This is a genomic window from Nonomuraea sp. SYSU D8015, from assembly GCF_008065375.1.
In the GTDB taxonomy this organism is placed as follows: Bacteria; Actinomycetota; Actinomycetes; order Streptosporangiales; family Streptosporangiaceae; genus Nonomuraea.
Genome location: NZ_VJYI01000001.1, coordinates 108169 through 121579, shown reverse-complemented (window position 1 = coordinate 121579; position 13411 = coordinate 108169). Strand labels below are relative to the sequence as shown.

Here is a 13411-nt window from a genome sequence, read left to right as displayed (position 1 = left end):
TTAGGCACTTTGCACGCCGCCTTTACCTCGTCCGGCATTACTGGCTGAAATGACCGGTTTTGGCGAGACCGTTCAGTGTTTCGATCGTTGCCCCCGCGAGACCAGCGGGGCGGACACCGCCTATAGCGTCCGTGCAGTGTCGCGAACGCAGGCGAACCCCGAACCCCTTCCCCAGCGCGAGGACGCCGAACGCTGTGACAGCGTAGAGGCGGGACGCCGCTGCGTGCTTCCTGTAGCCCACCGGAGCCCGCACGTCTACCCCCGGCGGACCTCAGGGGAGATCGACGAAGACGCGTAGCCGAGCCGAAAGGGCCCAGGCCGTGAGACGGCCTGGGCCCTTTCGTGTCGTCCGCGTGAGGAGCTAGACGCTCACCTCCACGCGCCCGTCGGCCACCCGCACCGGATAGACCGGCACCGCCACGCCCTGTTCGTCCAGGCACACCCCGGACACCAGCGAGAACACCTGCTTGTGCAGCGGCGAGGCCACGGTCGGCTCGCCCTTCCTGGTGCCGACGATGCCACGCGAGAGCACGTACGCCCCGCTGAACGGGTCGAGGTTGTCCAGCGCGTGCAGTGCGCCGTCGTAGGTGCGGAAGACGGCCACCTGCCTGCCCTCCACCAGGGCGCAGACGCCGCGCTCGGGCAGCAGCTTGTCGTAGTCGCAGATCGGCGTCCAGCTCATCGGGCCATCACCGGCTTGATCTGGCCGCGCTCCTGCTCGAAGACGATCGACGGGTCGGGGACGCCGGGCGCGTTGACGAAGCTGACGAACCTGCTCAGCTTCTCGGGGTCGTCCAGGGTGGCGGCCCACTCGTCGGCGTACGTCGCGGTGTGGTGCTCCATCTGCGCGTCGAGGTCGGCGCAGATCCCGAGCGAGTCCTCCATGATCACCTCCCGTAGGTAGTCGAGCCCGCCTTCCAGGGACTCCAGCCAGGTCGAGGTGCGCTGGAGCCGGTCGGCCGTGCGGATGTAGAACATCAGGAACCGGTCGATGGTCCTGATGAGCTCTTCGGTGGACAGGTCGCCGGCCAGCAGGTCGGCGTGGCGGGGCTTGAAGCCGCCGTTGCCGGCGACGTACAGGTTCCAGCCCTTCTCGGTGGCGATGATGCCGAAGTCCTTGGAGCGGGCCTCGGCGCACTCGCGGGCGCAGCCGGAGACGGCGGACTTGAGCTTGTGCGGCGAGCGCAGGCCGCGGTAACGCAGCTCCAGGGCGATGGCCAGGCCCACCGAGTCCTGCACTCCGTACCGGCACCAGGTCGAGCCCACGCAGGACTTCACCGTCCGCAGGGCCTTGCCGTAGGCGTGCCCGGACTCGAACCCGGCCTCCACCAGCCGCCGCCAGATCTCGGGCAACTGGTCGACGCGGGCGCCGAACAGGTCGATCCGCTGCCCGCCGGTGATCTTCGTGTAGAGCCCGAAGTCCCGGGCCACCTCGCCGATCACGATGAGCTTCTCCGGGGTGATCTCGCCGCCGGGGATGCGCGGAACGACCGAGTACGTGCCGTTCTTCTGCATGTTGGCGAGGAAGGCGTCGTTGGTGTCCTGCAGCGCGGCCCGCTCGCCTTCGAGCACGTGCCCGTTGTGCAGCGAGGCCAGGATCGAGGCCACGGCCGGCTTGCAGATGTCGCAGCCCCGGCCCTGCCCGTGCTCGGTGATGAGCTGCGAGAACGTGGTGATCTTGCGGACCCGTACGATGTCGAACAGCTCGGCGCGCGAGTACGTGAAGTGCTCGCACAGCGCCTTGCTGACCTCGACGCCCGACTTCTCCAGCAGCTGCTTGAGCATCGGCACGCAGCTGCCGCAGGTGGTGCCGGCGCGGGTGCACGCCTTGATCCCGGGCACGTCGGTGACGCCCTTGTCGGCGATGGCCGTGCGGACGTCGCCGGCGCACACGTTGTTGCACGAGCACACCTGCGCCTCGTCCGGCAGGTCCAGGCTCGCCCCGGCCCCGCTGAACAGCAGGTCGGACGGCGCGGCGGGCAGCGCCTTGCCGACGAAGGGCCGCAGCGACGTGTACGGCGAGGCGTCGCCCACGCAGATGCCGCCGAGCAGCGTCTTCGCGTCGTCGCTGATGAACAGTTTCTTGTAGACGCCGCCCACCGGGTCCATGTAGGTGACGTCGAGCGCTCCGTCCATGGCCCCGAACTGCGCGACCTCGACGCCGAGCAGCTTGAGCTTCGTGGACATGTCCGCGCCCTCGAACGTCGCGGACCCGCCCATGATCCGGTCGACGGCCACCTCGGCCATGGTGTTGCACGGCCCGACCAGCCCGTAGATCATCCCGCCGGCGAGCGCGCACTCCCCGACCGCGTAGATGGACGGGTCGGAGGTGAGCATCCCGGAGTCGACCACGATGCCGCCCCGCTCGCCGACCTCCAGGCCGGACGACCTGGCCAGCTCGTCGCGCGGCCTGATGCCCGCCGAGAACACCACGACCTGCGCGTCCACGAGCGTCCCGTCGGGCTTGAGCAGCCCTGTGACCTGCCCCTGGTCGTCGGCGACGATCTCCTTGACGCCGGCGCCGGCGTGCACGCTCAGCCCCAGGTCCTCGATGTGCTGCTTCAGCACCGCGCCGCCGCCCTCGTCGACCTGCCGCGGCATCAGCCAGGGGCTCATCTCGACGATGTGCGCCTTCAGCCCGAGCGCCCGCAGCGCGTCGGCGGCCTCCAGGCCGAGCAGGCCGCCGCCGACCACGACGCCCTCGGCCGCGTCCTTGGCGGCGACCTTGATCGCGTCCAGGTCCTCGATCGTGCGGTAGACGAAGGCGTGCTCGGCTCCCGGCACCGGCGGCACGAACGGCGCCGACCCGGTGGCCAGCACCAGCACGTCGTACGGCTCGACGTCGCCGTCCCCGGTGACCACGTGCTTGGCGTCCCGGTCGATGCCGGTGACGCGGGTGCTCAGCTTGGTCACGGCGCCCTCGGGGACGTCGTAGGTGAGGTCCTCGGCGCTGGTGCCCGACAGGTAGGAGGTCAGGTGCACCCGGTCGTACGCGGGCCGCGGTTCCTCCCCGATCACGGTGATCCGGCCGTCGAAGCCCTTGCTCACGAGGGTCTCGACGAGCCGGTGAGCCGTCGGCCCATACCCAACGACGACGATCCTGCTCATACTGAAATCCCTTCCTGCTCGCACAGCCAGCTCACGATGCCCTCGACGGCGTCCTTGCACGTGCCGCATCCGGTCGTGGCCCTGGTGGCGGCGGCCACCCCCGCCACGTCCCGCGCCCCGGCCTCCCAGCACGCCCTGATCTGTCCCTTGGTCACGTTGTTGCACTGGCAGATCTTGGCCGCGTCGGGGATCAGCGTCGGGTTCTCGGTCACGGGCGCCGACGACAGCCCGGGGAACAGCAGCCCCGCCCGATCCCCCGGCACCGGTCCGCCGCGGTCGAAGAGCTGGGTGAGCGTGCCGACGGCGTCGCTCTCGCCCAGCAGGATCGCGCCCACCAGCCGGCCGTCGCGGATGACGAGCTTGCGGTAGGTGCCGCGGGCCCGGTGGCTGAAGCGCACGACCTCGGCGTGCTCCTCGGTGAGGTGGGTCTCGCCCATGGCGGCGAGCTCGACGCTCCTGGCCTTGAGCCGGGTGACGAGCCGGGAGCCGCGGTAGAGGGCCTTGCCGCCGGTGATGACGTCCGCGGCCACGGAGGCCTGCTCCCAGGCGGGGGCGACCAGGCCGTACACCATGCCGTCGTGCTCGGCGCACTCGCCGATGGCGAAGATCGACGGGTCGTCGGTGCGGAGCTCGTCGTCCACGACGACGCCGCGGCGCACCTCCAGCCCGGCCTCGGCGGCGAGCTTCGTGATGGGCCGCACGCCGCAGGCCAGGATGACCAGGTCGGCCTCGACGAGCTCGCCGCCGGCCAGCCGGACGCCGTCCTCCAGCACGGCCTCGGCGGAGACGCCGGTGCGGATCTCCACGCCGAGCCCGTTCAGCGTCTCGCCGAGCACCTCGCCGGCCTCGACGTCGAGCTGGCGCTCCATGAGGTGGCCGGCCAGGTGCAGCAGCGTGACGGGCAGGCCGCGCCCGGCCAGCCCGCGGGCGGCCTCGATGCCGAGCAGCCCGCCGCCGATGACCACGGCCTTGCGGGCCTGCTGAGCGGATTCGAGGATGCGCTCGCAGTCCTCCAGCGTGCGGAACGGGATGGCCCGCTCCACGCCGGGGATCGGCGGCACGATGGCCTCGCTGCCGGTGGCCAGGACCAGCAGGTCGTACGGCTCGCGCCGGCCGTCCTCGGTCACGACGTGCCTGGTCTCCCTGTCGATGTGGGCGACCGCGCTGCCGAAGGCCGCCTCGACGTCGTGGGCGGCGTACCAGGAGGAGTCGAGCAGCCGCACCTGGTCGGGGCGGGAGCTGCCGGCCAGCACGTTGGACAGCAGCACCCGGTTGTACGGCTGGCACGTCTCCGCGCCGAAAATCGTGATCTTCATGTGGGGATCGCGGGTGCGCACCTCGCTGACGAGCCGCGATCCGGCCATCCCGTTCCCCACGACGACGAGCCTCATGAGTCCCTCTCCACCCTGACCGCGCAGACCTTGAACTCCGGCATCCTCGACGTCGGGTCGAGCGCCGGATTGGTGAGCCGGTTGGCGCCCTCCCAGTGGAAGGGCATGAACACGGTGTCGCGCCTGATGGCGTCGCTGATCCTGGCGACGGCCTTGGCCTCGCCACGCTTGCTGGTGACCCGCACCACGTCACCGGCGCTGATGTCGAGCTGCTCGGCCAGATCCGGGTGCAGCTCGACGAACGGCTCGGGCGCGGCCTTGACGAGCGAGGCGATCCTGCGGGTCTGCGCGCCGCTCTGGTAGTGGGCCAGCACCCGGCCGGTGCTCAGGTAGACGGGGTAGTCCTCGTCGACCTCCTCCGCCGCAGGCCGGTGCTGGACGGGCACGAACCTGGCGCGGCCGTCCGGGGTGGCGAAGGAGTCGAGGAACGGGCGCGGCGTCCCGGGGTGATCCGGCTCCGGGCAGGGCCAGAACACGCCCTTCTCGGCCGCGATGCGCTCGTAGGTGATGCCGGAGTAGTCGGCCAGACCGCCCTTGCTGGCCCGGCGCAGCTCGTCGAACACCTTGACCGGGTCGGTCTCCAAGCGGTGCCCGAGCCGCTCGGCCAGCCCGGCGAGCACGTCGAGGTCGCTCCTGACGCCCTCGGGCGGCGTGACCGCCCGCCGGCGCAGCAGGACGCGGCCTTCGAGGTTGGTCATGGTGCCGGTCTCCTCGGCCCACTGCGTCACCGGGAACACCACGTCGGCCATCGCCGCGGTCTCGGACATGACGAAGTCGCAGGTGACCAGCAGGTCGAGGGCGGCGATGCGCTCGGCGACGTGCTCGGCGGCCGGCGCCGAGATCACCGGGTTGGACCCGAACAGCAGCAGCGCCTTCGGCCCGCCCGGGGTGCCGAGGGCGTCGAGCAGCTCGTACGCCGACCGCCCCGGCCCCGGCAGGCTCTCCGGCGGCACGCCCCAGACGCCCGCCACGTGCTCCCTGGCCGCCGGGTCGTCGATCTTGCGGTAGCCGGGCAGCTGGTCGGCCTTCTGGCCGTGCTCCCTGCCGCCCTGCCCGTTGCCCTGCCCGGTCACGCAGCCGTAGCCGGAGCCGTGGCGGCCCGGCAGGCCGAGCGCGAGCGCGAGGTTGATGAACGCGGAGACGGTGTCGGTGCCCTTGGCGTGCTGCTCGGCGCCGCGCCCGGTGAGGATGTACGCCTTCTGCGCCGCCGCCATGGCCCTGACCGCCTGCCGCATCCGGTAGACGGGCACCCCGGTGATCCGCTCGACCCGCTCGGGCCACCAGGCGGAGAGCGACGTGCGGACCTCGTCGAACCCGGTGGTCCGCGCGGCCACGTACTCCTCGTCGACCAGGCCTTCGGCGATGACCAGGTGGAGCAGCCCCAGCGCCAGCGCCAAGTCGGTGCCGGGCGTGGGCTGCAGGTGCAGCCAGGCCAGCTTGGCGGTCTGGCTGCGGCGCGGGTCGATGACGATCATGCGCGGGCCGTCCAGGTGGCGCACGAACGGCGGCATGGTCTCGGCAACGTTGCCGCCGGCCAGCAGCACGACGTCCGCCTCGGCCAGGTCGGTGATCGGGAACGGCATCCCCCGGTCCATGCCGAACGCCTTGATCGAAGCGGCGGCCGCCGAGGACATGCAGAAGCGCCCGTTGTAGTCGATCTGGCTGGTGCCGAGCGCGACCCGGGCGAACTTGCCGAGCGTGTACGCCTTCTCGTTGGTGAGGCCACCCCCGCCGAACACGGCCACGGCGTCGGGGCCGTGCTCGGCGCGGATGGCGGCCAGGCGGTTCGCGACGTAGTCGAGCGCGACGTCCCACTCCACGGGCTCGCCGTGCAGGAGGGGGCTCGTCAGGCGCTCGCCGTTGGTGAGCAGCTCGCCGGCCGTCCAGCCCTTCTGGCACAGCGCGCCCGAGGCGTTGGCCGGGATGTCGGTCCTGGGCCGGATGGCCAGCTCAGGACCGATCTCCATGCCGCACTGCAGTGCGCAGTACGGGCAGTGCGTCTTCACGGCGCCATCCACGGGGTCACTCACCATCAGACCCGGGCGTAGGCGAGGCTGGCCACGACCTTGACGCCGACCTTGCGCGTGTAGCACCACCAGGTCAGGGCGAGGCACATCACGTAGAAGATCCCGAAGGCGAGGAAGGCGAGGGCGGGGCTGCCGGTCGCGGCGAACGCCATGCCGAACGCCCGGTTGATGAGGAATCCGCCGAGCGCCCCGACCGCCGAGATGATGCCGATGGCGGCCGATGCCTGGCGCTTGCCGTACAGCAGCGCCTCCTCGCTCTCGCCGCGCTCGGCCACCGCCTTGGCCTGGAAGATCGCGGGGATCATCCGGTACGTGGAGCCGTTGCCGATGCCGGCGGTGAGGAACAGCACCTGGAAGGCCAGGAAGAACAGCCAGAAGCTGCCCGACGTGCTGGCGAGCCAGACCAGCAGCACGCCGCCGCCCATCGCGGCGAAGTTCCACAGCGTGACGGGGGCGCCGCCCAGCTTGTCGGCCAGCCAGCCGCCCACCGGCCTGATCAGCGAGCCGACCAGCGGACCGACGAAGGCCACGGCCGCGAACGGCGCGTCGGGGAACAGGCTCTTGCTCAGCAGCGGGAAGGCGGTCGAGTAGCCGATGAACGAGCCGAAGGTCCCGATGTAGAGGAACGACATGATCCACGTCTGGGCCTTGCCGGCCACCGCGAGCTGCTGGCGCGGGCTTGCCTTGGCGCTGGTCAGGTTGTCCATGAAGAACCAGGCGCAGGCGGCGGCCACGACGATGAGCGGGATCCAGAACCAGCCGGCCGCGGCCAGCCCGAGCCCGCCGATGACCAGCGGCATCGTGAGCTGCACGGAGCTCACGCCGATGTTGCCGCCCGCGGCGTTCAGCCCGAGCGCCACGCCCTGCTTGCTGCGTGGGTAGAAGTAGGTGATGTTGGCCATGCTGGAGGCGAAGTTCCCGCCGCCGAACCCGGCGAGGGCCGCGATCACGAGGAACAACCAGTACGGCGTGCTCGGGTCGCTGACCGCCACGCCGAGGAGCACGGCGGGGATGAGCAGCAGCAACGCGCTCACGACGGTGAAGTTGCGCCCGCCGAACTTGGCGGGGCCGAAGGTATAGGGGATCCGGAGCACGGACCCGATCAAGTTCGGCAGGGCGATCAGCCAGAACAGCTGGTCGGTGGTGAACTCGTAGGCTCCCAGCTTGGTGGCGACGATGCTCCAGAGCGTCCACACGGTGAAACCGAGGTGCTCGGCAAAGATCGAGAAGATCAGGTTACGGCGCGCCACACGCTTGCCTGAACTCTCCCAGAAGGCTGGGTCATCGGGGTGCCACTCGGCGATCCAGCGCGCCATCGACTTTCTCCTACACTCGGCGTCCGGGGATCTCCAAGGTAGGAAGCGCGCGTTACGCACTTTGACCGTCCGTGGCTGTGCGCTGGTTACATGTGATTCACCGCTGTAACAAGCCACGCACAAGCGTCACCGCGGAAACATGCTCGTAATGATCGGTTACACCGGCGCCCCTCGGGTACCAGCACACACAGCAAGGGGGGAACCATGATCAAAACGCTTCACAAGATGGGCATCAGATCCAATCACATGTATTTCGCGGGGATCTGCTCGATCGGCCTGGCTTTCGCGTCCTGGATGACCTCGAGGGCCACCGAACACGCGGGGCTCGACCGGGCCGACCGGTGGGGGATCTTCGTCGGCGAGTGGGCGCCCACGTTCTTCGCGATGGGGGTCGCGCTCCGCATGGAGGAGACGCATCGCGAGATCGAGGAGCCCCGCATGGAGGAGTACGAACGCGCCGAGGGCGTCAGGCCCCGGGCTCGCGCGGGGGTTTAACGGAGGTGTCACACAGGTCACGTCACCGTGCGTGACCTGTGTGCTCAGTCGTGGCGGGCGGCCAGCCGCTGGAGCGGCTCGTCGGTCAGCCGGTATTTCAGCCACTCGTCCTGGCGCACCGCCCCCAGCTTCTCGTAGAAGCCGATGCTGGGCTCGTTCCAGTCCAGCACCGACCATTCGAGGCGCTGATATCCGCGCTCGGCGCAGATCCTGGCGAGCTCCCCCATCAGCGCCAGGCCGTGGCCGCCGCCGCGGTGCCGCGGGCGTACGTACAGGTCTTCCATGTAAATGCCGTGCACGCCCCTCCAGGTCGAGAAGGTCAGGAACCACAGGGTGAAGCCGGCGACCTCGCCGCCTTCCTCCGCGATGTGGACGAAGGCGGCGGGATTGTCGCCGAAGAGGGCGGCACGCAGGTCCTCCTCGGTGGCGCGCACCTCGTGGGCGGCCCTTTCGTACTCGGCGAGCTCGCGGATCATCTCGAGGATCGCGGGGACGTCTGCGGGGGTGGCGGGACGAATCATGACCAACAGCGTAGGCGCAGGTGCGGGCTACAACCCCCGGGGCGGGTCGCTTCTCGCGCGGGACGACGATCGCCTCAGCCTCGCACATCAGCCCGTTGGTCCAAACGAGATCCTTTCCGCTCAGGAGACGCCGGCTGCTCATGAACCGGAGCGCGAAGTCCGGGCCGGGGAGCAGGTCCAGGTCCAGATCGCCGGCCGGGATCCTGCGACGGCGTCCAGATGCAGCCCATCACCGGGCGGGAGGGGAGCGGTTCGGGGCACATGCGGCCGGTTGCTAGGCGAGCCGGGGGAACAACGCGGCGGCGTTGGTGCGATTGACCATCGTGAGCGTGTCGCGGTCGAGCGTGGTGTCGAGTCCGTCTGCGAAGTACTGACCAGCGGAGCTGGGGGCGAAGGGCCAGTCGCTGCCGAACAGGACGTGTCCGGGGCGGGCGAAGGCGAGCAGGGTCGGAAGGGCGGCGGGGCTGGAGGAAAGGGCGGTGTCGAAGTAGTAGCCCCGGAAGTCTTCGAGCACGTCCAGAGAGGCGCGTCCGGTCTCCCACTCGATGGCGACGGCCATGCGATGTGAGGCGTAGGGGACGAAGCCGCCGGCATGGCTGAGGATGAAACGGATGTTCGGGTAGCGCCTGACGATGCCGTTGCGTACAAGCAGGAATGCGGCACGGCTGGTGTCGAGGAGGAAGTCGGCGGCGAACGGCGGGATGCCGTCCACGGCGGGTCCCGGCAGGTCGGTGGGATGGATGAAGACGACTGCATGGCGGTCGTCGAGGATCTGCCACAGTTCGTCCTGGCCTTCGCTGCCCAGGTAGGCGCCACGGTTGTTGGCCAGCAGGACGACGCCGTCGGCTTCGAGCTCGTCCAGTGCCCGCCGGGCCTCCGCGGCGGAGGCGCCGGTGTCGGGCATCGGCAGGGTGGCGAAATAGCCGAAGCGGCCGGGGTGGTCGGCGGCGAGGGATGCGGCGAAGTCGTTGAGCCGGCGGGCGAGGTCGGCGGCTTCGTCCGGGCTTGTCAGGAAGCCGGCGCCGGGGGTGGACACGGAGACGATGGCCGTGGCGGTGCCCAGCAGGTCCATCAGCTCCAGCGCGGCCTCCGGGCTCCAGTCGGGCAGGGCCCGGCCTCCGGCCGCGGCGATCCCCGCTTTGGCGAGGAGGTCGCGGTAGAAGGGCGGGATGATGTGGTGGTGGACGTCGACACGGGTGACTGTGCCGATCATGAGGCGGCCTCCTGGGGATTGAGAGCAGGTCGAGCCCGACGTCGATGATCATGTCTTGCCGTCGCCGACCATACTGCATCGCGGCCGAGGTGAGCCCGAGCTTGTGGCCGACCGCCGTGGCCTCGGCGATCGGGCTGGACGCTCGTGTTCAGCCACACATTGCCCATGTCTATGGCCGCGCAGCGCCGCAGTGATCTTCCGTACGGCGTGATCCGATCGGGGTTCGTCCGCGACATCATCGCCCGCCTGGCGGACGACCTCGGACGGGGGATAGACGCATGACCATCCCCGACGACTACGGAAACGCTCCCAGGAGCCAGACCAAGCCCACAACGAGGGCAATGACCACACGACGATGACCATGACGATGCGAATGATCACTTATATGGCGCCCATGCCGAAGTGCGGTAGGCAGGCCGCCGTCTGGGGAGACAGAATCGGGCGCTGCCTTGACGAGCGGACGGTCGACACAGATTCGACGGTGATAGCCGAGCCGAAATCCTCTGCCAGATTTCACGCATCGCGCGGCGAGCAGCACCATTTGCCTCGGCAACCCGTTAACTCGCATTAGTGGGCCTTCCTCGTACGGGTGACGTGGAGGAAGGGGAGCCCGCCCGGAGCCGCGAGGATCCCATGCGTGTCGATGTCTCCGGCGAACCAGACCTCGTCCTTGATGTCCGGGCCTGGAGCACGGAAGGAACATCGGGACTGGCCGTCCGGCTTGAGCAGGATGAGACGGGTGTCGGTGCTCCATCGGCGTCCGTCGGCCCGTTCACCTGCCGAGGACACCACACGGACCTTCTCACGACGGCAAGGCCAGACCTCCCACGGGCTGGTCTGGAGGATGCGCAGCTCCCTGCGCCGTGCCCGCTGCCACATGACGATGACGCGGAGTGTCAGCGCACTGGTGAAGGCGAGCATCACGCCCAGGAAGGTCGCCGGTCCTCCCCTGGGTATCAGCAGTGCTGTGAGGCAGACCTGTGCGGCGAGCAAGGGCAACCCGCGCCGCAGGCCCGCTCTCGCCCTTTTCCGCACGACGTCCAGCACTCCCGGCGTCTGCGTCGCCGCGGTGCCGGGGAGGATCTGATATCCGTGCTCACAATCAGTCATCGCTGTCTTCCGAGGCGGCCGGGCATGCCGCATCCTATCTCTCGCGCATGACTCGGCCACGGAATGCGTCCGCTTGCACACGGGCACGGGGATCAGCAGCCCAGGGTCGGGCCACCGAGGTTAGGATGCGAGCGGTGCTGGATACGCGGGCATCGCTTCTTCACCCTTCACGGATGCGGAGTTCATGAGCCGTCTCGTCGCCGTCGATGAGGTTCCGACGACCGACGTGGCGCCCAGAAACGTCCAGATCTGGAATTGGAGCGTCGTGACGGCGGCCGCGGCCGTCATGGCCCTCGCCGGCTGGCAGCATCGGTGGATCAGCGATGACGGCCTGATCGCCGTGCGGACCATCCGGCAGTTGCTCGCCGGGAACGGGCCCGTCTTCAATGCGGGCGAGCGCGTCGAGGCCAACACGAGCACGCTCTGGACCTATCTCGTCGCGGCGGTCTCGTGGGCGGGGCGCAGCGACGTCGCCGTCGTCTCGGTGCTGGTCGGCCTCACCTGCACGGTCAGCGCCGTCGTGCTCGCCATGGCGGGCACCGTCCGGCTGCACGGCGAGTCCCGCCGGTTCCTGCCCGCGGGCGTGATCGTGGTGCTCGCGGTCCCGCCGTTCTGGGAGTACGCCACGTCCGGTCTGGAGACCGGGCTGGTGTTCCTGTGGATCGGCCTGTCCTGGTGGCTGCTCGTCCGGGCGGCGTACGGGGGGCCGGTGCTCTCTCTGGTGTTCGTCCTCGGGCTGGCCCCGCTGGTCCGGCCCGAGCTGACCCTGGCCTTCGCGGTGTTCTTCGGCGCGTTGCTGGTGATGCGGCGGCCCGGGTGGCGTGGCGCCCTCCGATGGTCGGCGATCGCCGTCGCTCTGCCGGTGGCCTATCAGATCTTCCGGATGGGCTATTACGGGCTGCTCGTGCCCAATACCGCGCTCGCCAAAGAGGCGGCGGCCAGCCGGTGGGCGCGAGGCCTGCTCTACGTCGGCGACACCGTGCTGACCTACTATCTCTGGGCGCCGCTGATCGTGCTGATCCCGCTGGCGTGGTGGGCCGGCCGGCAGGGCGGGGGCATGGTGCTGACGGCGGCCCCCTTCATGGCCGGGCTGCTGCTGCTCCTGTACGTCCTGCGGGTCGGCGGTGACTTCATGCACGGCCGCATGGTGCTGCCTGTACTCCTGCTCCTCCTGCTCCCCGTCCTGGTCCTGCCGCTGGGCCGCCTCGCCGCGTTCGCGTTCACGGCGGTCCTGCTGTGGGGCGTGGTGTGCGCCACGCAGCTACGGGTGCCGTACGAGCAACGCATCGGCCCGGACGGGATCGCGGACGAGCGCGGCTTCTACGTGGCGGTGACACGGGATCCGCACCCGATCACCGCCGCCTCGTACGTCCGTGCCAGGAGAAACCTCCACAGCCTGGACTCCACCGGCCTGTTCGTCCCCGGCGTGGAGCCCGTGCCGCTGCGCACCGACCAGCCCGCGCGGCTCGCCGTCGCAGACGAGGTCTTGGGTGGGCTCGGCTCCGCCTACCGGCTCGACGATCTCGTCATCGACCGGCTCGGCCTGGCCAACGCCCTCGGCAGTCACATGGAACCGGCCTGCGGCCGGAGGACGGGCCACGAGAAGCCGCTCCCCAGCGCGTACATCCTCGCCGACTACATGGCCCCCGGGACGCCCCTGCGCGACAAGCGCCTCCAGAGCGAGGTGGAAAGGATCAGGGGCGAGTTGGCCGCCGGCCCCTTCCGTGAACTGCTGGAGTCGACCAGGGCTCCTTTGACCGCACGCCGGTTCTGGGACAACCTCGTGGGCTCGCCGGCACGCACGGCTTTCAGGTTCTCTGTCCCGAACGTGACCTGTCCGTCCTGATCGTGCCTATCGGGGTGCCCGGCAGGGCGCCGTGAGGCCCGCGCGGATGGTGGAGAGTCTCCGGGCCCCGGTCGTGGTCGCGCTTCCTCAGAAGGCGCCGCCCCCGCCGCCACCGCTGCTTCCGCTGCTCCCGCCGCTGTCTCCGCCTCCGTAACCGCTGTAGCCGCTGCCGCTGCTGTCGTAGGAACCGCTGGTGAAGAAGCCAGGCGCTCCCGGCGTTGGCGTTCACGAGCTGAGCTCCCGCGCGCAGTCTTTCCAGTTCGGCCGAAGCCGTCCCCTTCCTTGCGCTGGAGGGTCTGCGAGCCGCCGGCGGGCAGGTCGAGTCGTTCGCGGGGGAAGGCCAGGTCAAGGGCCACGGCGTGGCCGGCCGGGACGGTTCTGGCA

The 13411-nt window shown here is 69.9% G+C and carries 10 protein-coding genes; 2 read left to right on the top strand and 8 right to left on the bottom strand.

Annotation, left to right across the window (positions count from 1 at the left end; translation table 11 throughout):
* Window positions 1-361: 361 nt before the first annotated feature.
* The 5 genes from nirD to ID574_RS02405 are packed head-to-tail and all read right to left on the bottom strand — an operon-like array spanning window position 362 to window position 7842.
* Entirely contained in the window at window positions 362-682 is a 321-nt protein-coding gene (nirD, locus tag ID574_RS02425) for a nitrite reductase small subunit NirD (protein WP_188187106.1), read from the bottom strand.
* Window positions 679-3108, bottom strand: coding sequence for a nitrite reductase large subunit NirB (nirB, locus tag ID574_RS02420; protein WP_188187105.1), 2430 nt, complete (start codon window positions 3106-3108; stop codon window positions 679-681). Before nirB ends, nirD begins: the two co-directional genes overlap by 4 nt.
* Window positions 3105-4499 (bottom strand): FAD-dependent oxidoreductase, encoded by a 1395-nt coding sequence (locus ID574_RS02415; RefSeq protein ID WP_188187104.1) that lies wholly within the window; start codon window positions 4497-4499, stop codon window positions 3105-3107. The genes nirB and ID574_RS02415 overlap by 4 nt, the downstream gene beginning before the upstream one ends.
* Window positions 4496-6532: a molybdopterin oxidoreductase family protein gene (locus ID574_RS02410; protein WP_188187103.1), complete on the bottom strand. Its 2037-nt coding sequence runs from the start codon at window positions 6530-6532 to the stop codon at window positions 4496-4498. Before ID574_RS02410 ends, ID574_RS02415 begins: the two co-directional genes overlap by 4 nt.
* Entirely contained in the window at window positions 6532-7842 is a 1311-nt protein-coding gene (locus ID574_RS02405) for an MFS transporter (protein WP_188187102.1), read from the bottom strand. Before ID574_RS02405 ends, ID574_RS02410 begins: the two co-directional genes overlap by 1 nt.
* Window positions 7843-8046: 204 nt before the next feature.
* On the opposite strand from ID574_RS02405, the gene ID574_RS02400 reads away from it, so the two are divergent.
* Window positions 8047-8337: a hypothetical protein gene (locus tag ID574_RS02400; protein ID WP_223166293.1), complete on the top strand. Its 291-nt coding sequence runs from the start codon at window positions 8047-8049 to the stop codon at window positions 8335-8337.
* A 44-nt stretch (window positions 8338-8381) separates the two neighbouring features.
* On the opposite strand, the gene ID574_RS02395 is transcribed toward ID574_RS02400, so the two are convergent.
* The 3 genes from ID574_RS02395 to ID574_RS02385 all read right to left on the bottom strand — a co-directional run bounded on the left by ID574_RS02395 (window position 8382) and on the right by ID574_RS02385 (window position 11181).
* The gene (locus tag ID574_RS02395; RefSeq protein WP_188187101.1) at window positions 8382-8858 is read right to left on the bottom strand and encodes a GNAT family N-acetyltransferase; all 477 of its coding nucleotides are present in this window, start codon (window positions 8856-8858) and stop codon (window positions 8382-8384) included.
* Between the two features lie 274 nt (window positions 8859-9132).
* Window positions 9133-10071, bottom strand: coding sequence for an amidohydrolase family protein (locus ID574_RS02390; protein WP_188187100.1), 939 nt, complete (start codon window positions 10069-10071; stop codon window positions 9133-9135).
* Between the two features lie 567 nt (window positions 10072-10638).
* Window positions 10639-11181 carry a hypothetical protein gene (locus ID574_RS02385; protein ID WP_188187099.1) on the bottom strand — a complete coding sequence of 181 codons (543 nt, stop codon included), beginning with the start codon at window positions 11179-11181 and terminating at the stop codon, window positions 10639-10641.
* Between the two features lie 184 nt (window positions 11182-11365).
* On the opposite strand from ID574_RS02385, the gene ID574_RS02380 reads away from it, so the two are divergent.
* Complete coding sequence (locus tag ID574_RS02380) at window positions 11366-13027, top strand: arabinofuranosyltransferase AftB family protein (RefSeq protein WP_188187098.1); 1662 nt, start codon at window positions 11366-11368, stop codon at window positions 13025-13027.
* Window positions 13028-13411 lie beyond the last annotated feature (384 nt).

Excerpts from the sequence above, each read along its gene's own strand:
- nirD (WP_188187106.1), bottom strand. The coding sequence starts at position 682 with ATGAGCTGGACGCCGATCTGCGACTACGACAAGCTGCTGCCCGAGCGC.
- nirB (WP_188187105.1), bottom strand. The coding sequence starts at position 3,108 with ATGAGCAGGATCGTCGTCGTTGGGTATGGGCCGACGGCTCACCGGCTC.
- ID574_RS02415 (WP_188187104.1), bottom strand. The coding sequence starts at position 4,499 with ATGAGGCTCGTCGTCGTGGGGAACGGGATGGCCGGATCGCGGCTCGTC.
- ID574_RS02410 (WP_188187103.1), bottom strand. The coding sequence starts at position 6,532 with ATGGTGAGTGACCCCGTGGATGGCGCCGTGAAGACGCACTGCCCGTAC.
- ID574_RS02405 (WP_188187102.1), bottom strand. The coding sequence starts at position 7,842 with ATGGCGCGCTGGATCGCCGAGTGGCACCCCGATGACCCAGCCTTCTGG.
- ID574_RS02400 (WP_223166293.1), top strand. The coding sequence starts at position 8,047 with ATGATCAAAACGCTTCACAAGATGGGCATCAGATCCAATCACATGTAT.
- ID574_RS02395 (WP_188187101.1), bottom strand. The coding sequence starts at position 8,858 with ATGATTCGTCCCGCCACCCCCGCAGACGTCCCCGCGATCCTCGAGATG.
- ID574_RS02390 (WP_188187100.1), bottom strand. The coding sequence starts at position 10,071 with ATGATCGGCACAGTCACCCGTGTCGACGTCCACCACCACATCATCCCG.
- ID574_RS02385 (WP_188187099.1), bottom strand. The coding sequence starts at position 11,181 with ATGACTGATTGTGAGCACGGATATCAGATCCTCCCCGGCACCGCGGCG.
- ID574_RS02380 (WP_188187098.1), top strand. The coding sequence starts at position 11,366 with ATGAGCCGTCTCGTCGCCGTCGATGAGGTTCCGACGACCGACGTGGCG.